The 25,765-nt window shown below is 63.9% G+C and carries 29 protein-coding genes; 22 read left to right on the forward strand and 7 right to left on the reverse strand.

The window, feature by feature from the left end; genetic code table 11:
* The 3 genes from HUK73_RS17560 to HUK73_RS17570 are packed head-to-tail and all read right to left on the reverse strand — an operon-like array spanning window position 1 to window position 3,589.
* Window positions 1–1,005, reverse strand: coding sequence for a tyrosine-type recombinase/integrase (locus HUK73_RS17560; protein ID WP_048578765.1), 1,005 nt, complete (start codon window positions 1,003–1,005; stop codon window positions 1–3).
* On the reverse strand, window positions 1,002–2,360 hold the full coding sequence (locus HUK73_RS17565; RefSeq protein ID WP_048578766.1) for a tyrosine-type recombinase/integrase: 1,359 nt from the start codon (window positions 2,358–2,360) through the stop codon (window positions 1,002–1,004). Before HUK73_RS17565 ends, HUK73_RS17560 begins: the two co-directional genes overlap by 4 nt.
* Window positions 2,357–3,589, reverse strand: coding sequence for a site-specific integrase (locus HUK73_RS17570; protein ID WP_048578767.1), 1,233 nt, complete (start codon window positions 3,587–3,589; stop codon window positions 2,357–2,359). The genes HUK73_RS17565 and HUK73_RS17570 overlap by 4 nt, the downstream gene beginning before the upstream one ends.
* A 424-nt stretch (window positions 3,590–4,013) precedes the next feature.
* Between HUK73_RS17570 and HUK73_RS17575 the strand changes: the two genes are divergently transcribed.
* From HUK73_RS17575 to HUK73_RS17630, 12 genes are all read left to right on the forward strand, one after another.
* Window positions 4,014–4,640: a hypothetical protein gene (locus tag HUK73_RS17575; RefSeq protein ID WP_176593286.1), complete on the forward strand. Its 627-nt coding sequence runs from the start codon at window positions 4,014–4,016 to the stop codon at window positions 4,638–4,640.
* Window positions 4,641–4,658: 18 nt separating this feature from the next.
* Window positions 4,659–5,495, forward strand: coding sequence for a hypothetical protein (locus HUK73_RS17580; protein WP_255326416.1), 837 nt, complete (start codon window positions 4,659–4,661; stop codon window positions 5,493–5,495).
* 56 nt (window positions 5,496–5,551) lie between these two features.
* Window positions 5,552–6,502: a hypothetical protein gene (locus HUK73_RS17585; protein WP_062787876.1), complete on the forward strand. Its 951-nt coding sequence runs from the start codon at window positions 5,552–5,554 to the stop codon at window positions 6,500–6,502.
* Window positions 6,499–6,849, forward strand: a complete 351-nt coding sequence (locus HUK73_RS17590; RefSeq protein WP_030090586.1) for a DUF3768 domain-containing protein — start codon at window positions 6,499–6,501, stop codon at window positions 6,847–6,849. The genes HUK73_RS17585 and HUK73_RS17590 overlap by 4 nt, the downstream gene beginning before the upstream one ends.
* Before the next feature lie 45 nt (window positions 6,850–6,894).
* Window positions 6,895–7,089 carry a hypothetical protein gene (locus tag HUK73_RS17595; protein ID WP_083216155.1) on the forward strand — a complete coding sequence of 65 codons (195 nt, stop codon included), beginning with the start codon at window positions 6,895–6,897 and terminating at the stop codon, window positions 7,087–7,089.
* Window positions 7,086–7,415 carry a hypothetical protein gene (locus HUK73_RS17600; protein WP_062787874.1) on the forward strand — a complete coding sequence of 110 codons (330 nt, stop codon included), beginning with the start codon at window positions 7,086–7,088 and terminating at the stop codon, window positions 7,413–7,415. Before HUK73_RS17595 ends, HUK73_RS17600 begins: the two co-directional genes overlap by 4 nt.
* Window positions 7,416–7,488: 73 nt before the next feature.
* The gene (locus HUK73_RS17605; protein WP_030090587.1) at window positions 7,489–7,809 is read left to right on the forward strand and encodes a hypothetical protein; all 321 of its coding nucleotides are present in this window, start codon (window positions 7,489–7,491) and stop codon (window positions 7,807–7,809) included.
* Window positions 7,810–7,972: 163 nt separating this feature from the next.
* Entirely contained in the window at window positions 7,973–8,485 is a 513-nt protein-coding gene (locus tag HUK73_RS17610; RefSeq protein ID WP_062787872.1) for a DUF736 domain-containing protein, read from the forward strand.
* Between the two features lie 190 nt (window positions 8,486–8,675).
* Entirely contained in the window at window positions 8,676–8,936 is a 261-nt protein-coding gene (locus HUK73_RS17615) for a type II toxin-antitoxin system Phd/YefM family antitoxin (RefSeq protein WP_037505398.1), read from the forward strand.
* Window positions 8,937–8,939: 3 nt separating this feature from the next.
* Window positions 8,940–9,377, forward strand: a complete 438-nt coding sequence (locus HUK73_RS17620) for a hypothetical protein (protein WP_030090590.1) — start codon at window positions 8,940–8,942, stop codon at window positions 9,375–9,377.
* Between the two features lie 65 nt (window positions 9,378–9,442).
* Window positions 9,443–9,634: a hypothetical protein gene (locus tag HUK73_RS17625; RefSeq protein ID WP_062787870.1), complete on the forward strand. Its 192-nt coding sequence runs from the start codon at window positions 9,443–9,445 to the stop codon at window positions 9,632–9,634.
* Between the two features lie 399 nt (window positions 9,635–10,033).
* Entirely contained in the window at window positions 10,034–10,354 is a 321-nt protein-coding gene (locus tag HUK73_RS17630; protein ID WP_062787869.1) for a single-stranded DNA-binding protein, read from the forward strand.
* Between the two features lie 32 nt (window positions 10,355–10,386).
* Here the strand turns inward: HUK73_RS17630 and HUK73_RS17635 are convergent, their stop codons facing one another.
* Window positions 10,387–10,743, reverse strand: coding sequence for a hypothetical protein (locus HUK73_RS17635; RefSeq protein ID WP_066703409.1), 357 nt, complete (start codon window positions 10,741–10,743; stop codon window positions 10,387–10,389).
* A 512-nt stretch (window positions 10,744–11,255) separates the two neighbouring features.
* On the opposite strand from HUK73_RS17635, the gene HUK73_RS17640 reads away from it, so the two are divergent.
* Together HUK73_RS17640 and HUK73_RS17645 are read left to right on the forward strand one after the other, a co-directional pair.
* Entirely contained in the window at window positions 11,256–12,230 is a 975-nt protein-coding gene (locus tag HUK73_RS17640) for a DUF2493 domain-containing protein (protein WP_030090592.1), read from the forward strand.
* Between the two features lie 211 nt (window positions 12,231–12,441).
* Complete coding sequence (locus HUK73_RS17645) at window positions 12,442–13,020, forward strand: hypothetical protein (protein ID WP_176593287.1); 579 nt, start codon at window positions 12,442–12,444, stop codon at window positions 13,018–13,020.
* A 72-nt stretch (window positions 13,021–13,092) separates the two neighbouring features.
* Here the strand turns inward: HUK73_RS17645 and HUK73_RS17650 are convergent, their stop codons facing one another.
* Window positions 13,093–13,281: a hypothetical protein gene (locus HUK73_RS17650; protein ID WP_126066507.1), complete on the reverse strand. Its 189-nt coding sequence runs from the start codon at window positions 13,279–13,281 to the stop codon at window positions 13,093–13,095.
* Between the two features lie 707 nt (window positions 13,282–13,988).
* Between HUK73_RS17650 and HUK73_RS17655 the strand changes: the two genes are divergently transcribed.
* Window positions 13,989–14,216, forward strand: coding sequence for a hypothetical protein (locus HUK73_RS17655; RefSeq protein WP_062787863.1), 228 nt, complete (start codon window positions 13,989–13,991; stop codon window positions 14,214–14,216).
* 113 nt (window positions 14,217–14,329) lie between these two features.
* Here the strand turns inward: HUK73_RS17655 and HUK73_RS17660 are convergent, their stop codons facing one another.
* On the reverse strand, window positions 14,330–14,548 hold the full coding sequence (locus HUK73_RS17660; protein WP_030090596.1) for a hypothetical protein: 219 nt from the start codon (window positions 14,546–14,548) through the stop codon (window positions 14,330–14,332).
* Between the two features lie 658 nt (window positions 14,549–15,206).
* Between HUK73_RS17660 and HUK73_RS17665 the strand changes: the two genes are divergently transcribed.
* The 7 genes from HUK73_RS17665 to HUK73_RS17695 all read left to right on the forward strand — a co-directional run bounded on the left by HUK73_RS17665 (window position 15,207) and on the right by HUK73_RS17695 (window position 25,247).
* The gene (locus tag HUK73_RS17665; RefSeq protein ID WP_030090597.1) at window positions 15,207–15,497 is read left to right on the forward strand and encodes a hypothetical protein; all 291 of its coding nucleotides are present in this window, start codon (window positions 15,207–15,209) and stop codon (window positions 15,495–15,497) included.
* Window positions 15,487–17,781, forward strand: coding sequence for a type IV secretion system DNA-binding domain-containing protein (locus tag HUK73_RS17670; RefSeq protein ID WP_176593288.1), 2,295 nt, complete (start codon window positions 15,487–15,489; stop codon window positions 17,779–17,781). Before HUK73_RS17665 ends, HUK73_RS17670 begins: the two co-directional genes overlap by 11 nt.
* A 3-nt stretch (window positions 17,782–17,784) precedes the next feature.
* Window positions 17,785–20,844 carry a MobF family relaxase gene (mobF, locus tag HUK73_RS17675; protein WP_030090599.1) on the forward strand — a complete coding sequence of 1,020 codons (3,060 nt, stop codon included), beginning with the start codon at window positions 17,785–17,787 and terminating at the stop codon, window positions 20,842–20,844.
* Between the two features lie 46 nt (window positions 20,845–20,890).
* Window positions 20,891–21,091: a hypothetical protein gene (locus HUK73_RS17680; RefSeq protein WP_066703418.1), complete on the forward strand. Its 201-nt coding sequence runs from the start codon at window positions 20,891–20,893 to the stop codon at window positions 21,089–21,091.
* 45 nt (window positions 21,092–21,136) lie between these two features.
* Entirely contained in the window at window positions 21,137–21,775 is a 639-nt protein-coding gene (locus HUK73_RS17685) for a hypothetical protein (RefSeq protein ID WP_070936293.1), read from the forward strand.
* A 348-nt stretch (window positions 21,776–22,123) separates the two neighbouring features.
* Window positions 22,124–23,611 carry a hypothetical protein gene (locus HUK73_RS17690; protein WP_176593289.1) on the forward strand — a complete coding sequence of 496 codons (1,488 nt, stop codon included), beginning with the start codon at window positions 22,124–22,126 and terminating at the stop codon, window positions 23,609–23,611.
* 13 nt (window positions 23,612–23,624) lie between these two features.
* Window positions 23,625–25,247 carry a hypothetical protein gene (locus HUK73_RS17695; protein WP_139181863.1) on the forward strand — a complete coding sequence of 541 codons (1,623 nt, stop codon included), beginning with the start codon at window positions 23,625–23,627 and terminating at the stop codon, window positions 25,245–25,247.
* On the opposite strand, the gene HUK73_RS17700 is transcribed toward HUK73_RS17695, so the two are convergent.
* Complete coding sequence (locus HUK73_RS17700; protein ID WP_066969933.1) at window positions 25,244–25,765, reverse strand: SOS response-associated peptidase family protein; 522 nt, start codon at window positions 25,763–25,765, stop codon at window positions 25,244–25,246. The two genes, HUK73_RS17695 and HUK73_RS17700, sit on opposite strands and share 4 nt — an antisense overlap.

Consider the following 25,765-nt stretch of genomic DNA (forward strand, 5'->3'; position numbering starts at 1 on the left):
TTACAGGGTGTCCAGCCACTCCATCAAACTGGCCTCTCGTTTCCACGAAGGAGTAGCGGTGCCTGTTACTGGAACGCCAACCCGCTCCAGCGCCTTGCGCTTCGTTTCCAAATCGGCCTGGGCGTAGTGGTTAGTCGTGTCGAGGCTGACGTGGCCAAGCCAACTGCGGATGACAGTGATATCGACCCCGGCAGCAACAAGATGAACTGCCGTCGCGTGCCGAAAACTGTGCGGGGTTATATGCTTCGATCGCAGGGTCGGTACGGTTTTCGCTGCTTCCTTCACATAGGCGGCGAGCTTGAACCGCACCCCTGAGGCGCCCAAGGGCTCGCCATAGCGGTTGACGAAGATACGTTCATGGGGCGCTCGAGGCTGCCTTGCCAGCAGCGTTTCGAGCAGCATGACCGTTTCCGGCCAAAGCGGGCAGATGCGTTCCTTCTGGCCCTTCCCATAGAGCCGCACGAAATTAGGGGCGTCCAACCGGATTGCGTCTGGGCATAGGTCCAGCGCCTCCTGGATACGCGCTCCCGTGTTATAAAGAAACGAAAGCAGCACATGGTCGCGAAGCCCCGCGAGAGTTGACCGGTCAGGCTGTGCAAGAATGGCCTCGACCTCGTTAGGTTCGAGGTAGAACGGGGCAGAGGTGGGTTCCCGTTTCACCGGCACCGCAAGAACTTCCGCACAATGAACAATCAACTCGGGGTCCTTGCCCGATACGAAGCTGAAAAAGCTACGGATTGCGGAGAGCCGGCAATTGCGTGTGCCGATCGTGCCTTTGCGTTCATTCTCGGCATGATTGAGAAACGCCCGCACCTCGCTGGCTGAAATATCAGCCAAGGTCAGCCGCGCGACCACGCTCTTCTTTCGTTCTGCAACGAATCGGAGCAACAGCCTCCAGGTATCCCGATAAGACCGGATCGTGTGGATCGATGCGTTGCGTTGCTCAGCCAGCCACTCCTGGAAGAACGCTCGCAACAACGTCGGAAAGGGATCGCCCTTTTTCATGACGCCACCTCCAGGTTAAGGCATCGGATGCCAATGGCGCGGAAGCGCTCGTTCGCTTCGTGCAGGAGATCGCGCGTGACGGTTATGTAGACCAGCGTGGAATTGATGTCGCGGTGGCCCATATAGGTGGAAAGGAAGCGCAGCCTTTCCTGAGGATTTACGCCGGTTCTGTACCATTCGAGAATCCGGTTCACGACCATTGAGTGCCGAAGATCATGAACGCGTGGCCCCGCCCTCCCAGAAAGAGGTTTAAGCCCGGCTTGGCGCATGACTTCGGTGATCATTTTGGAGACCATATACGAGCTGTGGCGGCCACTCGGATGATCATGCCAGAACAGCGCAGACTGCGGATCTTGCGAGGCGCCGGCGCCTCGTCTCGCGTCGACAAAAGCGCCCAGCTCGCTCAAGGCGCTGTCGGACAAAGGTAGAATTCTGGTCTTGTAGAACTTCGTGTCCCGGATCGTGATCGTCCCGGAATTGAAGTCCACGTCGCCGAGATTCAGCCTGGCAATCTCCCCGCGGCGCAATCCAGCACAATAGGCCAGAATTATCATGTGCCGCGCACATAGCGGACGGTAGGAAAACGTCCGCGTCGAGTAGGAGCGTGACACGTCGAGCATCAACCGTACGTCACCAGGGCTGAGAATATGAGGTTTCCGATAAATCCGCGCGACCTGTTGCCCAACTCGCGGATCGCACGGTCTTGGGAGCATCTTTGCATCGATGCGATATCGGGCCTTGGTGAGCATCCGCTCCGCTTTTTGGCATTGTGCAGCGTGATGCGGTGTGCGCTTGGCGGCCGCCCATGCGGCTACCATCTTCTCAATACTCTCTCCCGCCAAATGCGGACTAGCCTGAAGAAAGCGATCAAATCTGAGCAGAAGGTCCGCCTCTGTCGTGTATTTGTAACCACGATTGCGCATCAGCGTCACATGGTTCTGCATAAAATCGCCCAAGAAGCTCCCGAAGGGAGCCGGCCGACGAAGCGCCACGAGGGCATCATCCGGATTTGGAGACGCAATAGCCCGCCACACTGGTCTATTGCCCCTTGCACCATGTTTTAACCGAAGGTCAGCAATGGGATTTTTGTCAATCAGGCCACGTTTAAGCAGATAATCGATGAAGTCGTCGACGATATGTATTTCCTGTACCTGGGACGACTTCGGCCAAAAGTTTACCTTACGCTCCCTCATCCATTCGGAGAGCATCTCGCGGCTTAACGCCTGATGCCTTTGAGATACTCGCTCAAAGCTGCGGATAACGGACCGATAAGCTCTGAAGCGCTTCTCCGTCAATTTGCGCGTCTTCAGAAATTCCTCGGCCACTGTATCGTCGGTATCCAGCCACGCGCTCATGACCGCACCCCCGATCCCGGTACTTCAAGCGCCACCCCCCTGAGATCCTCAGTCGCAAGCTTGAGGTAGGTATTTGAGGATTCGACCGACCGATGCCCAAGCAGATCCCCAATGATCTTTTGCGGAACCGAAGCGCGAAGCAACTCGGTCGCGCGCGCGTGCCGAAAGACATGCGGCCCTCGCCTGCCGGGCAGATGGACGCCTGCCGCCGCCAATCGCCTCGACGCCACGTTGTAAACAGTCGTCATCGGGGTGTAGGGCGCCAACGCCAGAACAAATATATTGCGTGATTCTACTTGCGGGCGTCCATGCCGCAGATATTCGATTAAAGCCTCTCCGACCGCATCGGATAGTGGGAGAATAGAAAATGTTCCTGTTTTCCGGTGGCTAACGCGCAATGTCGCCGCTCGCCAATCCAAGTCATCTATTGAGATTCTAACAATTTCACGATCCCTGAGCCCATATGTGGCCAGGATTTGGAGTATGGCATAATCGCGCAAACCCCGGGGCGACTTGTCCTTCGCAGTTTCTTCCAGGACGGCCCTGATCTGGGTGCTATCGATTATCGAAGGTACGCCCTCATAGGCATAGATGCTCGGCCCGATGACAAGGGGAGCAAGATCGGTCAAAACAAGCCTTGCTTGATACAGGTATCGGAGCAACGAGCGGAGCCGCGCCGCAATTCCTGAAATCGATTTACGGCTCATATTGGAGCTACGCATGTCCATATATGCGTCTATGTCACTTACACTCAACGATAAGACGCTATTATCCGACCCCCGGTCCAATTGCCATTTAAGGAAGGTTCTTGCTTCCCACATATTTCCTCGAACGGTTTGATCGGTAAATCCTCGTTCGTCTTCCATCCATCTTCTGTAGCCATTAGCTAAATCACCGTGCAGCTTGGCGGACTCCTCCGCAACTTCTGACTGCGGCGGCCATTGCCCCTGTGCAAGGCTGAGGATTTTACAAATCGCTGTTCGGGGAAGCCTATCCCATCGTGGCGAAGGATACCGACCATATTTGGCTTCGAAGCACTCAGTCGCATACCGAATATACTGATCGACATGTGACGGGGTCACAACCTCAATCGGCAGATCAATCTCCGAAAGATAAATCAGAAATTCGGACGCGTAGAGAACATTGTTCTGGGCAGCCACTGGATTGTAGCGCTTCTCGGTCAAAGATCTGGACAGGTCAGCGATCAGCTCATCATGGATATTCAGCACGTTTGTCTCCTCGGTCGTTTCAGACACCGGAGACGTTCGCAACAAAAATAATGCGCAGCAACGCGGTTAGAAAACGGCGTAATTCTCGTGCATAGCTGACTTCCTTCGCATTATTCCAACCTCGCGATAATACGCGGCCCATGTAGGTTGGAACCATTGTTCGCCGTCCAAGGCCGCAGAACGCCCGGCCTATGACTGCGGGTTCGCCGACGGCGGCGGCGACGTTGACGATCTCTTCGACGCGGCGCGCCGGGCCAATCGCGCTGCCGAACGAGCGCCCATCTCGATGCAGTCGCGGGGTGCGGTGCGATCGCTACCCTCGGACTGGCCGAAACCCAGCGACCGGCCCCGACCGACACCATGGTCGCGGCGGGTTATCATCCTGGGCGATCATCCGGCGGCGGCGCTCGGCCGAGGCGATATTTTGGAGCGCTATCGTAAGACAGGCGGCCGCTGCGGCGGTCACGCCATCATTCTCACCGCCACCAAGGGCTTCATATCCGGTGTGACCGCGCAGCCCGAGGCCGAGGAACTGACGGCGGAGCGGGCCGACGAGCTCATTGCCAGTCCCGAGCAGGAGGACCGGCTTCGCGCGCTCCTCGCCGGCATCGACATCGAGGATATCCTTGTCGCGCTGCACGGCGAATATCTGCGGGTTCTCGATACCCATTCGGCCGCATTGCCAACCTGTCGGAATCGCGAACGCACGCGCAACACGCCGCTGCAGGTCAAGGCGCACGCGAAACTCTGGATGGATCGAGGCCGCGAGGCCGGGAGCAATGTCGGCGCTGGCCACATCCGTTGGTCCAAGGCGACCAAGGGCCTGACTGCGAAGCTAGGCGAGCTGACGGCGCGCTATCAGGGGCCGGCGCCCGGCAAGGGGCATCTCGTCTCGATCGAACAGGACGGCACCCTCGCGCACGGCTTCATCGACCCCGGCGGGAAACCCCTCGCGCCGACGCTCATCGTCGGCAGCAAGGCCCGGTTGCGCGACGAGATGGCACGCGCGCTCCGCCTGTTCGGCGGGGCGACGAGATTTGCCGCCCGCTAACATTCGAGGATCCAAAACATGGAAACGAGCCGCAGCCAGCGCTGGCGCGAGCGCCGGGCGCTCTGGGCCCGCGATCTCACGGTCATCGATCCCAAATCCTATTCCGTCGAGATCATCGGACACGATGCCGCGCGCGCTTTCATTGCCCGCCATCATTATCTGCCGACCTATCCTGCGGCGCAGCTCGCGGTCGGGCTCTATGGCGCCGGGGCAGTCCTGGAAGGCGTCGCCGTCTTCGCCGTTCCGGCCACCGGAGCCGTAATCACGCGGCACACCGGCTTTGCCGATCCGCTACGCGGCTGCGTGCTCGCCCGCCTGATCCTGACAGACGCCGTGCCCCAGAACGGGGAGAGCTTCTTCGTCGCGCGGGCCTTTCGCCATCTGCGCCGCGAGAAGCCCGGAATCGAGGCCGTGGTTTCGTACAGCGACCCAAGCGCCGGACATATAGGCCGCGTCTATTGCGCGCTCTCGGCGGCGCACCGCGCCATTACGAGGCCGCGAACCGTCCTGCGCGCCGGCGACACAACGATCGCGGGGCGCACGCTCTCGAAGATCCGCCTTGGCGAGCGAGGCCATGCCGGCGCCATCGATCAGTTCGTTTCGCTTGGCCTGCCCAGGCCGGAGTTCGGGGAGATGCCTGCGACATGGCTTTGGCGGGTGCAACGCGAACGCCATCTCGTGCGCCATCAGCAGCCGGGTCTCTACGCCTATTGCTTCGAGCTCACCCGCGAAGCCCGCCGGCACGGCCGCGCACTGCCGCGACTTCCCTATCCAAAGGCCCTGCCGTTGGCGCACCCCACCTTTCAGTTCGATCTTCGCATCGAGGCCGAGAACCGCACAGCCGGCCGAGAATGAGGGGAGGGGGATCTTGAGGGTTGCGGCGATGGGCCGCGATCGAGGCCGAGAACTCCATGCACATCCCAAGCAACAGACGAGCGGTCGATACCATTCTGGTCGCCGCCCCGCCGCCCGTGGTCCTGGCCTATGGGATCGGTGTCGATTCCACGGCGCTGCTGATCGAACTCGAGGCGCGCGGCGAGGCGCCAGACCTGGTGCTGAGCGCCGATCCGGGCGCGGAGAAGCCCGAGACCTACGAATATCAGCGGATGATCGCCGCGTGGATGCACGCGCGCGGGATTCCCTATGAGATCGTCCGCTACGTGCCCAGGCGCTTCAAGCACTGGCCGCCCTATTATTCGATCCTCGCCAATGTCCTGACCAATGCGACTTTGCCGAGCATCAGCCTGGGACGGCATAGTTGCAGCCTCAAATGGAAGGTGGCGCCGCAAGACGCTTTCCTGAAGCAATGGGCACCGGCTCGCGCCGCATGGGCGAATGGGCAGAAGGTCGAGCGGCTGATCGGCTACGACACGTCGCCCTCCGATTCCCGGCGTCATGCCCATGCTGCCGGGCTGGACGATCCGCTGTTCCAGTGCCGCTATCCGCTGCGCGAATGGAACTGGACGCGCGATCGCTGCATCGCCCGGATCGAGGCCGCCGGTCTCCCGGTGCCGCCCAAGTCGAGCTGCTTCTTCTGCGGCGCCATCCGGCCCGATGAAGTACGCGCCCTGCCGGCGTGGTGCCTTCGCTTGATTGTCCTGATTGAGGCCCGCGCCGAACCGCGCCTGCGCACCGTCGAGGGATTGTGGCGCCGATCGACCAGGACCCGGCCCGGCAGGATCACCGATTTCATCCGCGCCGAGCGGCTGCTCCCCGAGGCCGAGATCGACGCGATCCGTCGCGATGCGCCGACCGATCTCATCCGTTTCCAGGACGCCGCCAGCATCGTGCCGATCGCCGAGCGGCCGACGATGGAAGAATGGATCGCGAGTTTCAACGCCGGCTTGATGGAGGCAGCATGACCAGCACCATATCCCGGATCGCCGAGCTCAATGACCGCGTGCGGCTCGGCCTCGATCGAAACGCGCGGATCGTGATGACGGCGACCTGTCTCGCCACATTGGCAGGCGGCGACCGCATCGTCAGCGAAGCCGTCGCCCAGGCCGCGGTACTCGCGGCCGTCCGGCGCTACGAATTCAAGCCTGATGACGGCCCGGAACGCAACTACGGGCAGTTCGAGCTCGAGGGTCACATCGTCTGCTTTCGCATCGATTATTACGATCCCTCGCTCGAATGGGGCTCGGAAGATCCTGCCGACGCCGCGGTGACCGTCCGTGTCCTGACGATCATGCTCCCCTGCGACGATTGAGCCGATCAGTCGCCTCGCCAATTTCCAACCAAAATGGAGGTAATCTTGCGCCGCATCACACCCGCGACGTCCGAGGACGGACAAGCCATTGCGATTGCCGTTGAACGCCTGCGCGAAGCCCGTAACCTGCTGCGCAGGGCGGGCGCGCGCCGCGCGGCATCGGCAGCAGGTCAGGCCATCAACAGCGCCGAAGGCGCCGCGCGGCACGTCGCGCACAGAATGCGGAGGACACACGCATGAGCAGGCACATTCTCCCGCCCAAGGCCGGCCATCCCGACGTCATCTGCGCGGCGGTAGGCTGGGACCGACCGCTCCAGACCTATTATGCTCAGGTGTGCTTTCGCACCGATGATGAGCCCGATGAAGGGGAAGCGCTGATCTGGCGGGGCACGGAACCGGGCGAGCTTCCCACGCCCGAGGCCGCGATCGCCGTTATCACGCCCTATGCGGAAATCCCGCCGAGGCTTGCCGAACAGCTCCTCGCCGACATGACCGCGACGATCGGCGAGAAGGATGGCCGGCACCAGGCCGAGGTCAAGCGGCGGCTGTTCGGCTCGATTCATTAGGATCGGGCCGTTCGAGGCAGAAACGCTTGCGCCCGGGTGTCGCCTCGATACCCTCTGCGCGCGGAGAAAACCGATGACGTCCGTACCGACAGATTATGATTCCGCCCGTGCGGCGCTGACACGGCTTATCCCGCTCGCCATGGGCGACACCGGGCAGGCGCGCCGCGTCGCGAACTTTCTGATGGCCTGGTGGAATGGCCCGGAGCTTGGTCATTTCGAGATCGCCGACATGTTCGGCCTCGACATCGACGTGGCAAACGACATCACGAGCGTGATCGGCTTTCTCGGCCAGAACGACCGCGGCGCCGTCTATATCGACGGTCTCGGTTTCGCCGAAGAGATGCAGGATGTCATTGCCCTGTGGCGGCCATCGGCAAGCGCTCCCCAGACTTGACACGCATCGCGTGATTGCGAGGCCCTGAAGTACCCGACGGCGCCGAAGTGGCGCGTCGGAGCGGCGCTGGCGCGCCTTACTCGGCCGAACGGCCGAGGAGAGGAGCGGGTGAGAGAAGGTGTTCGGACAAGGGGTTCGAGCGCACTTTCTCAGGAGACTTCCCATGAACATCGGCACCATCACCCAGAACGCCAGCGGCACCTACACCGGCAAAATCTCGACGCTCACGGTCGCGATCGTCATCGCCCTTCGCACCGTCCATTCCGCCAATCCGCGTGCGCCCAAGTTCGAGATCCTCGCGCTCTCGGCGGCACGCCAGTGGGTCCAGGTCGGCTCACTGTTCGAGCTGGCGTCCAATGCGACCGGCGAAATGTTCCTCAACGGCAAGATCGAGGATCCCAGCCTCGACAAGCCGCTCTACATCTCGGCGTTCCGTCAGGACGACGGCTCGTACAACATCGTCTGGTCGCGTCCCAACCGCCGCCGCGATGCGCCGACCGACACCGCCCCGGCCGACGACAGCCTGCCGCCGCTGCCCGGTGCGGACGAGCCGGCCAAGCCGAACGGCCTCGCCGGTACGGATGGCCTGGGTGAATCCTCGGCCGAGGGCGCGTTCGGCGGCGAGCCCGCGCAGGGCAATGGCCGCCGTCGCCGCACGCCCGAGATGGCCGACTGACGATCCTCTCTCCCTGCCGCGCGCGTCCCTCCGGCGCGCGGCAACCCCGCAGGGCTCGTTTGCCTCACGGCAAGCGGGCCCTGCCTTCGTTTCCCTGTGACCGTGTCCTCAGCTATCGTCCTCGCGCGCGCGACAGAGAGGACTTGAAATTTATCCGGAAACTCCGTACTTTCCGGACAGGAGAATCACCATGCCCCAGACTGTCAGTTCCGTTGAGGCGTCAAAGGCCTTCGGCCGCATCAGCCGCCAGGCGCTGGTTGCGCCCCTTACCATCACGCATCATGGCCACGATAGCCTCGTGTTGATGTCGGCCGCCGAATATCAGCGGCTCAAGCGGCGCGATCGCGAGGTCTTCACGTTGACTGACGTGCCGGAGGAAATCGTGGAGGGGGTTCGAGCGGCGCGAGCGCCGGCAGAAGCCGCTGCCTTCGATCACGAGGTCGAGTCCTGACGAGTGCAAATTCCCGATCCAGTTCCCGGCCTCGTAATTCGCTACTCGTATCTCTGGAGCCATGAAGCAAAGGCAGGTCACGAAGAAGGCAGCAAAGACCGTCCCTGCGCCGTGCTGCTCGCGACGACAAATAAGGCAGGCGCCAAGATGGTCACCATCCTGCCAGTGACCCATACGCCGCCGTCCGACACGAGCCTTGCCGTTGAAATTCCGCACGCGACGAAGGTTCGTCTCGGGCTCGATGATGATCGCTCGTGGGTCGTCCTCACGGAGCTCAACTATTTTCAATGGCCCGGGCCCGATCTTCGGACGGTGCCCGGCGATCCATTGGGCGAGGTTGCATACGGTCAGCTTCCAACCGCCTTCTACGAAACCATCCGCACCCGCTGGCTCGCCGCCTACGACGCCGGCAAGGTCACGCAGGTCAAGCGTACCTCCTGACCAGTATCGGCCGCGCCCGCATTTGCCACGCGGCGCGGATCATCGCGACTTCGGAGTGAGAACACATGGGAACGAACCAGCGGCACGGCAATCGGGCGGTGAGCACGGCCGAGACCTTGAGCGACAAGCAGCGGGCCGATCTCGCGGGCGCGCGACCTACGGACGAAGAGATCGCCGCCGACCGATGGGCTGATGAGCATGATACCGCGCGCGAAAGGTCCCGCCGCGCGAAACTCCGTCTGCCATTTCGCGCCTGAGGCCGCCGAGGCCGAGCAATACGAGGCTCTGCCCTCAATCCCGATCGCTGCGTCTAGCGGGCCTCGCCGAACGGGCTTGCCCGTCACCGATTGCTGAGCACGAACTCCTGAGGGCGCTCCGCCGCCGGCGCCGGGGTCAAGAGCAGCGCGCCGCGCGATCGTCCATCGGGTAGAGCCCCGCCGCGGCCAGCAGCCTTCCTTCGCCTGTTCCTGACACCTGCGGCGAGACGAAGACGTCCCGCAACCCCATCCGGTCGCCCGTGTTGCCGCTTCGCGGCTGCCCGCGCCAACTCCCTCCAGGGGTTCCCCTCCGCTGACGCTACGGTGCGGACCCTCTCCGCACGCCGCTCTTCGGTGTCACCGGCGGGAAGGCCGCTGGACCCAACGAGGAGCACTACAATGAACAACGTCAATCTCGCCGGCCGCGTCGCCAAGGACCCCGAGACCCGCGGCGCCGTCACCACCCTCATTGTCGCGACCGATCGCGTGAAGCTCAGGGACGGCAAGACCTATGTCGACGACGCCACCGGCTACACCGCCAAAGAGACAGAGTTCCACAAGGTCACCTGCTTCAACGGCCTCGGCAAGGCCGGCGCCTCGCGCAAGAAGGGCGATGTCGTCGCCATCACCGGCCGGCTGCACTATTCGAGTTGGGAGGATCGCGACGGAGTCACCCGGTACGGCTGCGAGATCATCGCCGACAAGATCGACTTCTTCTGACCCGGTAGAGCGGCGCCTGCGGGCGCCGCCCTTCAGCTCAACTGGCCCGGGAAGTTCGCGCGTCGCCCCGTCTCGAGGTTGTGGACCATGTTCTCGACGCCGATCGCGTAGAACTCGCCGACATGGAAGCTCGCCCCATCCCGGAGCTTCCACTCCTGATCGGTGACGACCTTGATCACGCTGTTCACCAGCGCGATCACGTCCTGCTCCGCCAGCGGATAGAGGATCGGCTCGATCTGCCACAGGCGGTCGCCATGAATATCACGTTGCCGCAGGAGCTGCTGATAGACGGCGAGTTTCGCCACCAGCCCCGGTGGCTCATTGCCATGCAACAGTGCAGCATATCGCGATAGACGCTCCTCATAGTTCGCCTGAATCTGGGCCTTCACTCTTCATTCCTTCAACATTGCCTGCGGCGTCGGTGCTCGATCATTTGGCGCATCCCGGCCCTTCGACAGGCTCAGGCCGGGACCGGCGCTCTACTCGCCTGCGGCTCCCGGAGCCACGGCCTTGCCGCGTCTCCGCCCTGCCGGGTTACGATCACCTTGCGGGGGTGATGGGGAGGGGGTTTCTCCTGGGACAGTATGGAGCGATTTGCTGTTAACCCGGCCGCCGCGCGGCCGGGGCAAATCCAATTCTCTCTCTAACATCTCGGTATCAGACAAGCTTCATCGCCGTAGTGTGATGTGCCTTGGGGGGCTTTCTCAAGGATGCGCGGTCCCCCCAATTTTCCCGGGACCGTCGCTGCGCTCTGGCCCCAAGAAAATCGGTTCCCCCACGCCCCGCCGAGGCGGCGCGGGGACTTGTCCCCGCGTCCCTGACAAAGCCCCGTCGGCCCATCCGATGAGATTTCATCTTTCATCCAATCCCGGATGAGAGATCGACTTGTTCGGAGGCTTTTATGACTTCTTTCAACAATTTCGCCGACCTTGCCAGCTTCGTCGCCGCGTCGCGTGAAAATGACGGACTGACCCAGACCTACGAGGGCGCGTTCATCGAACATAGCGAGATGGCCAAGCTCAGCATCGTCGAAGCGCCCGAAGCACTTGACATGCCCGATCCCGAGCAGGTGCGGGCCGCCACCGAGATGATGATGCAGACCATGTTCGACGTGCTGCGCGACACCCGCATGGAGCCGTTTGCGGCCGATCTGGCGTGGGGTTTCGCCAACAGCTTCCATGTCGTGGCGAAGCGTATCGAGGGCCGCGAGGATGACGCCGCCAAGAAGCTCGGCGATCTCGCACGCAGCTATGATCCGTCCGAGATCTACGCGACCGAACTCGAAGACACCCAGCTCCTCTGCCAGACCCTCCAGGGTTGCCGCGAGGCGATGGAATGCATGCGCGACCATGCCGCCGAGGTCTATCGGGTCGAAACCGGCAAGCCCTTCTCGCCGGTGCGGGGAAGCCGGGTTTCCAGCGCGCTTACCGCATCGATGATCGAGGCCCGCGACTATCTTGCCTCGAAAGCCCGGGAGCGCCGCGAGCAGTTCGCCCCCGAAGGCCCGGTCGTGGCGTTCTCCGGTGGTCAGGTGTGGGAGGACGTGGACCTGCTCTGGAACGGTCTCGACAGCATCAAGGCACGCATCCCGGAGATGATCCTCGCGACCACCGCGCAAGCGAAGGGCTGCGATGCCGTGGCGCACGCATGGGCGGCATCGCGCGGCGTCAAGGTCATCCAGTTCCGCCTCGATCGCAGTCAGGGCAACCGCGCCGCCTTCGTCCGCAATGACCGCATTCTCGGTCTCAAGCCGGTGGAAGCCGTCATCTGCGAAGGCTCGGGCATCCAGCAGAACCTCGCCCAGAAGCTGCGGCAGGCGGGGGTGCCGCTGCACATCGTCCGCCTCGCGCACCAGCGCACCCAGCGCAGCGCGTGAGTGCTCGCTTGGAGGGGCTCCGGCTTCGGCCGGGGCCTCTCCATCTTTTTCTGCGTGGACATGCGGCGCTCAGGGGCATCGAGCCCCTTCGCGCCGCGGGGGACTGAGCGCTGGCGCGCTCGCGCAATGGCCACCATTCGCACTGACTTCGCCCCGCCAGGCGGCCAGAGGGGAGAAGGGACGGGTGCTGCGTTCAGCAAGGGAGGACGAGATGTCCATTGTGTTTCGCATCACCACATCGGCCGACCATCAGGAACGCCAGACCGCCGTCATCAACGCCCGCCAGCTCGCCGCCTTCCGGGAATTTCTGCGCGGCCAAGGCGAGCGTCTCGACATGACCCTGCTGGATCCAGATTTCGCGGAGGACGACTATCTCTCCTATCGGTTCGAGGCGCGTGTCTGCCCGCTGGCGCTCGCCAGCATCGCACGCATCTTCGACTATCAGACCGATGTCATCACGGTGCTGGATGAGGCCCAGTTTCGCGGCCGCCGGGTCAGCGTCTATCGCGAGGGCGACACTGGCCCGATCACCCTGTCGGTCGGGCTGACCTCCGATCTCGGCCTCGAACTCGATCTGGCCTATCAGAATGCGTTCCCGCTGCTCGAAGGGCTTGGACTGCGACCGGAGAGCGTCGGCGAAATCCCGGTCGACAATGTCCGTGCCCGCCTCGCTGATCCCGCGATCCGGCGCAGCGTCGAAGCGCAGGGTGCAGCCCCATACCTGTCCCGGCTCGACCGCCTGATCGCGACCGGAGATCTTGACGACAGTTCCCGTCTGGAATGGGCATAGCCTCCGCCCGGACCAGACGTCGCGAAGGGGCGCGTCGCCGCGCGCGGCGCGCCCCGCAATGCCGCTGCGAGCCTATGCCGCGACCGGCGTTCGCGGTGTCAGCAGGGTATCGATCGCGCGCTGCAATTGGTCGGCGGCATCGACATCGTTTGTCGCCGCCAGATACTCTTTGGCCTGCCGCATCAATGCCAGCGCAAGCGCCCGTGTCACCGTCGGGTCCGTCTCCGAGAGGTCCATATCGCTACCTCGAGCGCGGTCCATCCTCGCGAGCTTCCGGGCCGTCGCTCCTCCCCGGAGAGCTCCCGCGCCGTGCGCGGGAGCCGGGGCTGGTAACACGTCGAGACATGCGCCTACGCTTTTAGTGCCAAGGCACCTGGACATGTGCGCAGGCACCCCGGCGTGAGATCACACCGAGCTGCCTTTCTCGACGGGATTACCAGTCCCGGCGCCGCAGCCTTCGCAGCGCAATCCGGCGCCTAACACAGACCTCCTGTGACACCAAGGCGAAGTCGTTTCGGCCCTGTCCAGCACCCTCCCGGATCAGTGGATTGTCCATCCGCTCCGCCCGCTGGCCGAGATCGGTGAAGGGTCCGTGCACGCCGTTCTCATAATTCGCAAAAGCCATGATGGGGCGGCGTTTCATCGTGACGACACCGGCTCGCTCGCGTGCCGCACGGACCCGTCGGTCCGCGCGCCGCTACGCCTTGCCGGAGGCGCTTCCCCGAGAGGAAAAATCTCTCACAGTCTTCCCATTCTGTCGGGCGGACGAGACCGTCTCAAGCCCGGCGGGGCCCCACCATTTTCTTCGGCGGATCGGGCGCTGCGCATCAATCTCGAACGACGGTGGCCGCCGAAGAAAATCGTGACCCCCACCGCCGCTTTGCGGTCGCCGGCAAGCCGGCGAGGCCTGACACGGTCCCGCCCGCCCGACGCCATTCCCCTGTCATTCAAGACGACAGGAGACGAACATGCAGACGATCACGAACATCGCCGCCGCCGATCAGCACGCCGCCTACTTCGCCGCCGTCGCCAATGCCGAGCGCCGCGCGATGCACAGCTACTTCGACCAGCATGTGGTCGAGGACGATGAGCTGGGGTTCCTCGCCATTGACGAGGGCGACTACGGCGCGCTCGGACAGGCGATGATCGACCGGATCGTCTACACCGCGCCGGGCGGCATCATCGACGAATTCTGAACGATAGGGGAGGGGCTGCGGCCTCTCCCCTTTTTTTGCTGGGAGAGGAACGGTCACGGGGGGCATCGAGCCCCCCATGACCGTGCCGCGGCGTTGCCGCGGCGGGGGATGATTCAGGCCTTGAGCCGCTTTTCGACTTCCTCGAAACCCAGTGTCTTGATGCGGGCCGTCAGATCGGCGAGCCGCTTAGGTTCAAGCTTCAGCAGTCCGGATTTCTCGATCGTCGCGATCGCCTGCTCGCGCTCTTTCTCTTCGAGCTTCCTGCGCCGCTCTTCCAGCCGGCGCTGATCCTCTTCGAGAGCCTGTCTCTCCTGTTCCAGTGTCTTTGCCATAGGTGCCTCTTGTGAAGGCTAATCGGGCTATGAACTGGCTGAACATAGCGCTGGTTGGTGAGGGCAGGAAGAAGAAGATTCATGGGGCTGGGCGCATCGGGCCTGCGCCCGACGACGGCTCTATTCGCTAGGGCTCCCGATGCCCTTCAGGCAACGAGAGCCCAACCTCACGGAGCCAAGGCATGCGCCTTGTCTCCGCCCTTCGGGTCACGATCCTCGCCTTTCCAACGCGGCCCTTTGGCCGACGTTGATGCTGCGCATCGGGGCTTTTCGCGCCCTGATCGGATCGGTGACACCGGCCTCGCGCGTTCCGCCTCACGGCGGCGCGTACCTCGCCGGTCCCGGCAACCGGCTCCTCTCCGACGACATCGTAACAGGCCCAGGGACAGGGGATCGGGCTCTTGGGATTAGCACACCCTACGCACCTGAAGGTGCATGAGTTCCGTTGTTTCACAACGGGTTAGCGCGGAAGGAAAGGAGACTACGTTGTAGTACGAGCTGGTGGGCGGGCAAAAACGGCGGAAATCAGCCATTCGCGCGTAGTCTGTGAGACTACGGCCTGCTGGTCCATGACGATCAACTTGCCGGAACCGGGCCGCTCGGCTATAAATAGAGCCATTCTTCAGTCCCCACCAGCCTCCCTGCTAGGAGGTTGGTCTTGGCTACCAGTTACCGGCATTACAACGTCCGCCTGGAGCGCGCCCAATGGGACCGCCTCAGCGTGATCGCCGCCGAACAGAAATTGAGCGTCGCCGACGTCATCCGGTCGGCCCTCAATGTCTTCCTTTCATCCTCCGACGTGCTGACCGCGAGCCAGCGCCGCCTGGCCCGGATCAGCGAGTTCCAGCAGCTCGTGCTCGACGTCATTCTGCGCGAGCAATATCCTGAGCTTCGCGACCGCCTCGTTGCCGAAACCGACAAGCGCCTGGTGCAATATCATGGCGCGTGAGGACATCCGCTCGAACGGGAAAAACATCCCGCTGACCCACCACTCTGCGCGCGGCCGCGTGCAGCGAAACTCGGGCAATTTCACCCGCGGCTCACAGCTTCTCACCCACGAGATGCTGATGTGGTTTTCGGGCGCGCGGCTGCCCATCATGGTCTGGTTCTTCGCCTTCCTCGCGGCCTGGTTCGTCATCCTCTCGATCCGCCTCGACGAGCACGGATTCCAGCTCGTCTGCATGAAGATCTATTCGGCGCTCTGGAACTGGGTCGACCTCAATCCCAACAAGCGCGTCAACGTCACCCTGCCCAATGGCGAGATCTACAAAACGGTCATGCCCGTGGTGCCCTATATCCCGGCCGTGCAGCAGGCCTGGGAGACCACCATCCGGGCGCTGATCGGCTCGATCCTCGTCTCGGTTTTCGTGGTCGCGCCACTCACCATCTGGTTCGTCGACATCTCGCGCAGGCGTGGGCGTTCGATCCTTCAGGAACGCCATGAGCGCGGCGCCATGCTGGTCGATCGCGCCGTGCTGGTCTCCGAAATCGCGCAGCACAATGCGGAAAAATTCGCGGAGGACGCGCGCGAGTTCTTCCCCGGCCGCTCGTCCGCCGCCGTGCTCAAATTGCCGTTCGCGACACGGAAGGCGGGCGGCATCCACCATCCCTATACGCTCGCCGGCATCCCCTATCCGCACCGCCTCGAGCAGTCCCATTCCATGCTGATCGGCACCACCGGCGCGGGCAAGACCACCGAGCTCAGGAGTCTGGTCAGCCAGATGCGCCAGCGCCAGGACAGCGCCGTGATCTTCGATCTCACCGGCGCCTATGTCGAAGCCTTCTACGATCCCATGCGCGACACGATCCTGGACCCGATGGACCAGCGCTGCCCGGCCTGGTCGATCTTCAACGACTGCTCGACCTACAGCCATTTCACGTCGGCCGCCGCGGCGCTCATTCCCTCCGATGGCGGCTCGTCCGAGCCCTTCTGGGCGCTCGCGGCCCGCACCCTGTTCATCGAGATGTGCGTCCGGCTTCAGGAGCGCGGCCAGACCACCAACCTGGCGCTCGCCGAGAACCTGATGACCGCCGATTTGAAGCGGGTGCATCGCTTCCTCGCGAACACCATCGCCGACCCGCTGACCGCCCCGGAAGCGGCCCGCATGGCGGAATCGATCCGCGCCGTCTTCAACACCAATGCGCAGGTCCTGCGTTTCCTGCCCGACGAAGGAGAGCCGTTCTCGATCCGGCACTGGATGACCACCGAGCGCGCGCCCGGATCGATCCTGTTCGTCACCTCCGACTACGACGATCTGGAGATGAACCGGCCGCTGCTGACGCTCTGGATGAACATCGCCATCACCAGCCTCATGACGCTGCCGCGCACGCGCAGCTTGCGGACCTGGTTCATGTTCGATGAGGTCGGCGCGCTGCACCGCCTGCCTGCGATCGAGAAGGGCCTGCAGACCGCGCGGAACTTCGGCGGCGCAATGATCCTGGGGCTCCACAGCTTCCAGAAGCTGGTCGAGGTCTATGGCGAGGAAGGCGCGCGAAATCTCGCCTCGCTCGCCCGCTCCAAGCTCATCCTCGCGACCAGCGAGTTCAAGACCGCCGAGGAGTGCTCGCAGTACATCGGCAACCGCGAAGTGCGGCAGATGGATGAGGCCTATAGCTACGGCTACAACAACAATCGCGACGCCTCGACCCTGACTCCGCGCAAGCAGGTCGAGCCCCTCGTGATCCCCGACGACATCACCAACCTGCCCTCGATGCACGGGTTCGTGAAATTCCCCGACGGTTTCCCGGCCGCGCGCATCCTTCTCGAATGGAAGAACTACCCCATCGTGGCGCCGGGCTTCCTGAAGCGTCCCGTGATGCAGCCCGTCCGGTCCAAGCGCGGGGAGGAGATTTTCGACGAGGAGGGCGGTGAGGCCGGCGGCAGGGACGGCGCCGTCCAGATCGTGGATGAGGTGGTCGAGCCAACCAATCTTGCGAAGGAAATGGCGGCGCGGATCCTGCAGTCGCCGAGCGAGGACCAGGCCGCCGAAACCCATCGTACCGCCCCGCGTAGCGATGACCGGCCGGTGCCCCCGCAGGCGAAGGGAGCGGGCGGCGGCAAGGAGGACGGCGCGCGCGGCAGGGACGCCCAGCAGGAGACCGGCCAGCGGCCCGCCGACGACCGGCGCGGACCGTCACCGCAGGCGCCGCAAGTCGAGGATCAGACCCTCATCGAACTGCGTCAGGGCTTCGCCGCGGGCCGTGACCAGGACGATCTCGACATGGGGATCTGATCCATGCTCTCGGTCGCCGCCGTCCGTTCCGCATCAGGCGCCGCGAACTATTTCGCGAAGGACGACTTCAAGGACAATTACTACACGGCCGATGGCTCCTCCGAGGTCAGTGCCTGGGGCGGGGCAGGGGCCGAAGCCCTCGCGCTTGAAGGCGAAGTCAGCCGCGAAAGCTTCGAGCAGATTCTGAGCGGCGTCCTGCCGAGCGGAGAGGGCGTCGCCCAGGTCGAAAACCGGCGCAACGGTGTCGACCTCACCTTCTCCGCGCCCAAGTCCGTGTCGGTCATGGCCTATGTCGCCGGCGACAAGCGGGTGCTCGCCGCCAACATGGTCGCGGTCCAGAAAACCATGGCCTGGGTCGAGAAGAATCTCGCCGAAGGGCGCAAGGACGTCGAGGGTCGCAAGGTGCCGGTGCCGACCGGCAAGCTCGTCTATGCGCTGTTCCAGCACGACACCAGTCGCGCGCTCGATCCGCAGGCCCATGTCCACTCCGTCATCGCCAATCTGACCCAGATGCCCGACGGCAAATGGCAGGCGCTGCACGCCGACAAGATCTGGTCGAATAACGCGGTCGTCGGGGCGATCTACCACGCCTACCTGCGCGCCGGGCTGGAGAAGCTCGGCTACCAGGTCGAGCTCAAGGGCAAGCACGGCACGTTCGAGATCATGGGCGTGCCCAAGGCGATCATCGATGCCTTCAGCCAACGGCGCGAGGCGATCCTCGAGAAGGCGGCCGAGCTCGGCATCGTCTCGGCCAAGGGGCGCGACGGCGTGACCACCACCACCCGCGATCCCAAGCTCAATGTCGAGGACCGCGACGGGCTCCTCAAAGGATGGATCGACAAGGCGGCGGAGCTCGGGTTCGACGGCAAAGGACTGCTCGCCTCGGCGCTGGCCCGGGCAGGGCAGGGCGCCGCCGACAACAAGCTGGAGCGGGGCTTCCGGGCGGTCACCGACGCGATCGCCGGCGCGCGCGATCTCATCGGCGGCTTCCTTCGCTCGCCCGATCCGCTGATCGACAGCGGCCTTGCCCGCGCCACCAAATCGCCGGCCGTCGCCCGGACGCAATTGGCGGTAGCCTCGGCCGTCCGCATCCTCGCCGAACGCGAGGCGGCGTTCGACGTCAACAAGCTCTCCAAGACCGCGCTGGACCTCGGCCTGAAGGGCGTCACCATCGAGACGGTCGAGCACCGGATCGAGCAGCTCTACGACAACCGCCAGCTAATCCCCGGTGTCGCCCGCGCCGGCGACAAGGGCGTCCGGATGGTGACCACCCAGGAGGCGCTGCGCACCGAGGAAGCCGTTCTCAAGGCGGTCGATGCGGGCGTGGGCAAGGCGGTGCCGATACTCCCCGCGCAGGATGGGCCCGCCCGCCTGCAGGAGGTCGCCGATCGCCCGCTCAATGCGGGGCAGCTCGCAGCCGCGACCCTGATCCTCTCCTCCGAAGATCGGACCGTGACTGTCCAGGGCGTCGCCGGCGCCGGGAAGTCGACCATGCTGCAGGCGGTTGCCCGGATCGCGGAAGGCGAAGGCAAGGATGTGCTGGGCCTGGCCTTCCAGAACAAGATGGTCGCCGACCTCGCCGAAGGGGCCGGGATCAAGAGCCAGACGATCGCCTCGTTCGTGCTCGCCAACGAGCGCTACCTGACCGAGCGCGATACGCCGCGCTACGAGGAGGCGCGCGAGCGGCTCGGCGGCGCGATGCTGGTCGTGGACGAGACCTCGATGGTCTCCAGCGCCGACATGCTGAAGCTTCACAGCATCGTCGAGGCGCTCGGCATCGACAAGCTCGTGCTGGTTGGCGATCGCCAGCAGCTCTCCTCGATCGACGCCGGCAAGTCCTTCGCGATGATCCAGGCCGCCGGCGGCACGATGGCCCGAATGGACGAGAATATCCGTCAGCGGACCGACACGCTGCGCACCGTCGCCGCGCTCGCCAATGTCGGTAAGGCGGGCGAGGCGATGAAGGTGCTGGGCGATAACGTCCACGAAAGCGCGAACCCGCCCGAAGAGGCCGCCGACAGGTGGCTCGCGCTGGGGGCGGACGACCGTGCCGCGACCCAGGTGTTTGCGTCTGGCCGGGAGTCCCGCGCCATCATCAACCAGCGCATCCAGGACGGCCTTGCCGCCGAGGGCACCGTGCGGGGCGAGGGCATCCATCTCATCGTCTATGACCGCGTGAACCTGACCCGCGAGGAGCTTCGCTACGCCGCCAGCTATCGGCCCGGCCTCACCCTCGATGTCGGCCGCGGCGGCGCGCAGGACGTCGGGCTCGCGCAGGGACGCTATGACGTCTCCAGGGTGCTGCCCTCGGGCAAGGTCGAACTGGTCGATGGGCGCCGCAAGATTCGCTTCGACCCGCAGCGCCTCTCGCCCACCGAAAAGCGGGACCGGCTCGAACTCACCGAGAAGAAGGATCTGCATGTCCGCGAGGGGGATCGCATCCGCTGGACCGCGAACGACAAGCCGCGCGACCTGCACAACGCGGCGCTCGCCCGGATCATCTCGGCCGATGCCTCGGGCATCACCGTCGAGACGGCGGGCAATCAGACCCTGACATTGGCGCCGGGCGATCCGATGCTCTCGCGTTTGGACCTCGCCTACGCGCTCAACATGCACATGGCGCAGGGCATCACCACCGACAAGGCGATCACGGTCATGGACAGCCATGAGCGCAACCTGTCGAACCAGCGCCTGTTCAATGTGGGCGTGACGCGGGTGCGCGACGAACTCACCATGATCGTGGACGATAAGGAAAAGCTCGAACGCCAGCTCGACCACAATGCCGGCAACAAGACCTCGGCCCTAGAGACGGTCGGCCGCCTCGATATCGACGGCAAGAAGGGCGGCGCCAAGCCGGTGAAGTTCGATCCCGGCCCGATCGACGGGATCAACCTCGCGGATCAGCCGGACATCCTCGCCGATCTTCCCCCCATTCCGGACGGGCCGCTTGAGCCCGCAGCACCGATCAAGGGCGACGGCCTCAAGGCGCCCCCGGATCTCAAGCCCGAAAAGGCAGACCTGCTGCCGCCGCTGCCCGAGCGCAGCCTGGGCCTTGATCTTTGATGACGAACGGTCGGCGCGGTGCCGGCTGAAAGCAAGGAGAGTGACGATGGCATGGGATTTTGACGAAGGCGGCAAGTTCGGCAGCGAGAAGGCCGCCGAGGACTATGCCCGGCGCAACGGCCTCAGCAATGCGGACTTCCGCACCCGGCGCAAGGGTGATGAGGTCGAGCTGGAGATCCGCCGCTCCGCCATCGACGGCCGAAACCTTCGTGACGCGGGCGAAGGCCGCAAGGGCGGTTGGTTTTGATCCGGACGTCGGCGGCCCGGACATTCGGCAGGAGGCGGCTGTCCAATGGGCATCGATGATCGCGACTATATGCGAGCGCGCCACAGACAGCGCGCCAACCGGACGAGATGGAACGAGGGTAGGGGGCGGATCGAGGCGGCCTGGCTTGATCCGCGCCACCAGCGATATCGCCGACAACCGTCTGCGGCGGCGATCGCTGTCCGTTTCGCCCTGCCGGTGCTGAGCCTGCTGCTGATCCTGATCCCATTCTATGGGGACGCGCAACGTCATGGCTGGATTCCTGATCTCGAGCCGGCGCAGCCGTTTCCGGAGAGCGGGTCGGTTACGGTTGGGGCCAATGTTATCGGTCTGATCAAACGCAGCAATCTCACGATCGAGGCAGCCGATTCCAACACGGTGGTGCAATTGGTGGACCCGGATACGAACGCCCATGCACTGTCGATCTATGTTGCCGCCAATGACCGGGTGTCCCTGCCGGTGCCTGCGGGTACGTACCGGGTCCGCCTGATCGAGGGGCGGAAGTGGCACGGCGCGAAGCGCTATTTCGGGCCGAACACATCCTACGAGACGGTGGCCAGTCTGATAGAGTTCACGCCGACGATGGGTCACGTCATCGACCTGCATCGTCGGCCCGGCGGCAATCTGGAGACGCGGATGATGGGCTCTCGACCAGCGCCGCTTTGACCGGGGCGGCCCGCCCCACCAGAACCTAAGATGCCATCAATGACACTTTACCCCGAAACGCCTGGTAGAGTGTCATTGATGACAATCATTCGACGAGGGAAAGTGCGTCCATGATGCTTGGGCCAGGCAGGCATGTTAGCGAGGGCGACCACCATAACGACGAGAATCGCTACCTGAATGCCGCACCATATCTTCTATTCCTGGCAAAGCGACACGGAGAACCGGATCGGTCGCGGCTTGATTCAGTGGGCGCTGGACCGCGCCATTCGAACCGTCAATGCGGACGCCGACGTTGATCCCGCCGATCGTGAGCTTCGCGCCGATCGCGACACTGTGAATGTGCCGGGCATGCCGCCGCTCGCGGACACCATCTTCGGAAAGATCGACCGGGCGGTCGCCTTCCTGTCCGACCTCACGCACGTTGCCACGCGCGCCAAGGGCCAGCTCTCGCCCAACCCCAATGTCCTGCTCGAGCATGGCTGGGCGCTAAAATCGCGCGGGTGGGGCAGGATGATCGGCGTCATGAACACAGCGATGGGCCATCCCGACGAGCATCCTCTTCCGTTCGACCTCACCCATTTCAAACGGCCGATCCTCTTCCACTGTCCGGCCGACGCGACCGACGAGGAGCGCCAGGCGGCGCGGGCAGGGCTTCAGAAGGATCTGGAGAGCGCTCTTCGCCTGATTCTCGACGACGAGGTTCTTATGGCGGCTGCGCCGCCGGCCGAACCTCACCCTCATGATGTTGAGCTGTTGCAGCGGTATCGCCAGCAAATCCCGGAGCTGCTGCGCCAGTTCCTGCGCGAGCATAATTTCGGGACGCCCTATCCGCGCAAGGCACTCGATCCCCTCGATGATATGGCTGCTACCTGGGCGGGCGCTGCCTTCGATTTCGAGGACACCGCGCTACAGGAGGCCGCCATGGCGCTTCGCGCGGCGAACACCTCTCTCATGGAGCTGGTCTATGAGCGCATCCATGTGATGGACCGGAACCCCAACATGGTCTGGCCGAAGACCGACTATGACGTGCGGCACGGCACGCAGCAGGTCACCCTGGATGCGATCCGGGAACTCAATGCGCGCGCCGGAACGCTGATCGGCGCGATAGATGCGTTCGAGAAGGTTGGGCGCTCCCGAATTCGTGTCGCGCCGCCGGCGCCAACGGCGCCGCAGGTGGATCCCCGCTGGGAGGCCGCGCGGACCGCGATTTCAGAGCTGGCGGCGGACCGGATGCGAGGAGGGCTTCCCGAGATCGTCGCCATGCCCAGCATGACGCTGCGCATTGTGCCGCTCGCTGCGATGGATCGGCCGGCTCTCGATCCAAAGACCGTCCTCGCTGCGGCGCTCCGCTTTCCGCCTGACAGCCAGGTCCGGGTTCAGTCAGATTCGGATGAGCGCCAATGGTGGAGCTATGGCCTGCCGCTCATTCAGACCGAAAATAACCCGGAGACCCGGTGGCGCACGCGCCTTGTTCGACCCGGCCTGATTGAATTCGAGGCGATGATCGGCGCCCGGATCGACGATGATCCCGAGATCCTGGTGAATGGTCGCGAGCTGGAAGCATCGATCGCCGCCCATCTCGAGCGTCTTGCCGCCGTGCTCGCCGACGTGGGCCTGGCCGGTTCCGGCCTCGTTTCCATCGCATTCCGGGGAGTGGAAGACGTCGAGTTGACGCGCGCCCGCGGTGGCGGTCGCAAGATCCGAAAGCCCGAGCTGTTCCTGCCTGAGCTTCAGGTGACCGATCTTGCCGCGCCGATGCAGCCGCAGCTGCAGGAGCAATTCAATATCCTCTGGCAGGCGTCGGGCTGGGCCGACGGCTCGCCGTCGTTCGACTGACCGGGTGCGCGCTGTGGAGCTCAAGCCCCCGTCACCGGAAGAGGGAGATGCCGGTCTTCAGGCGTTCCGTGAGGCAGCCAAGCTCCATGAGGATACGTTGCGCAGCCGGATGTCCCGCGAATTCTATCGAAAGGACCTGGCAAAGTGGCAGAAACTCTACGCGACGCTCGCAGGGAAACGCGCGGCAGGCTCGGCAACGGCCGTTCATTTCACTCGACTATCGGCGCTCTGCGGTGAGCTGCTGACAGAATATGGACCGGAGGCGCCGCCCAAGAAGCGGGTGCCCAAGGCGGTGGAGCCGGTGCCGTTGAGCTATCCCGACTTCCCCGACGACATTACCCATCGCATTCACTTCCTCGAAGGGCCGGGGATCCGGCGGCAACGCGCCGTTAAGCTTTCCGTCCATGCGCCGGGCATCTTCCGGCAGATCTCGGCGCGTGGCCGCGTCCTGCTCTCGATCGGGGTCCGTCAGGATCAGGTCCGGCTGTTCGAGCGCATCGTTGAAGCTATCGGCGATCTCGCCATGGCTGATTACGCCGCCGCGGGATTCGACATCGGCTATGTGATGCGGCCCGATGGAATCGCCCAAGGTCAGTCCTGGACGCCCAATCCCCTCGATCCAGCCTTGCCGACTGCCCGCGTATGGGAAGACAATCAACGGGCCCGGAGTTACGGATTGCAGGCACGCCTGCTTGGCGACCAATGGCGTGGCGCTGACGGCACCGGCCTCCCAGGTGATCTTCCGGATGTCGATGGCGAACCTTGGGATCCCGATCCGCATTGGCAGCGCGTTCTTGAACTCACACAGGCTGATCGGCTCGACGAGGCACTTACGCTGGTCGAGGCGGTGCCCGGCCGCGATCGTGAGCCTCTGTTCGACGAGGTCATCTATCTCAGATTCCTGACAGGATCGCCGCTGCGCGCGCAGGATATTCGCGTACTGGCGCGCAAACATGCGGAATCATCGCTCATTGCGGGGCGTCTGCTGGAGGAATTCGAGGCATTCCTGGGCCATCTCGATGCGCAATTCACGCTGGAGCCGCCTGTCCTGGAGGAAATGATCAGGCTTCGGCCGGATTTCGGGTCGACCATGATACCGCCCATGCCGCCCGCTTCGGATTGGGCCGCCTATCGGCGTCATATGGCGCAGTTCACGAACCACGGTGCGCGGCGCGGCCGGATTTTCTCCATCAACATCGGGGCCGCCGACACCGGGGCATCCGCGTTCTTTGCGACCGCCATGGTCGCTGCCGAAGAGGCGTTCCGCCGCGAGAGGTCGATTCCCGAGATCGGACGGGGCTGGGTGTCCGAGGTGGCGCTGCTCGATCTGGTTCGAACCCTATGGCCCTCCGCGGTCCATCAATGGCGCCCGGCGTTCCTCGGCATGCAGTCCGTCGATATCCATGTGCCGGAGCTGGGCCTCGCCATCGAGTATCAGGGGCAGCAGCACTACGCGCCCGTGACGCTCTTCGGCGGCGAAGAGGGGTTCAAGCTCACGCAATTCCGCGACGAGAAAAAGCGCGCGCTGCTGGCTCGCCACGGTGTGCGGCTCCTTGAATGGCGCTTTGATGTTCGGATCACCAGGGCAGAGCTGATCGCTCAGATGGCGGCGATGGAAATCCAGATCCCGGACTAGACGGCAAGCCTCTTCTGCCTCGGGCCGCCGTTTATTTCCTCGACGATGAAGGTGCGGGCCGGCGGTGTTTCGAGAAGGTCGATCTCTGGGAGCAGGTGGTCGAGCCATTGCATGCGTTGCCGGCGCAGGATGATGGCATCGTGTCGATCCTGATAGTGGCTGACTTCAGGATTGGCCGCGACGGTGATGACCCGGAAGGACAGGGGCCACTCTGCCATGGCCGGCTCCCAGATCGCCGCGAGATAGAAGAAATTGCCGTCTTCGAGCCGCACCCGATACTGCTTGCCGCCGCTAACGGTCATGTGGAATTCCGAGGCGGGCACCAGACAGCGCTGGCTGGGGAAGATCTGGCCCTCCGAGCGCACGAAGCGGAAGGAGGCCCCGCCGCTGAAGCGTGGATTGGAGCCCCACCGGGCCTCGACCATTTCCATTTCTTGCATATCGTCCGGATTTCGCCGGATGATGGGCAAGAGCTTTTCGAGGGGGGCCTCGGAGTCGAACGGTGTTGGCGTCGCCAT

Origin of the sequence: Sphingobium sp. EM0848, from assembly GCF_013375555.1 — a bacterium.
In the GTDB taxonomy this organism is placed as follows: Bacteria; Pseudomonadota; Alphaproteobacteria; order Sphingomonadales; family Sphingomonadaceae; genus Sphingobium.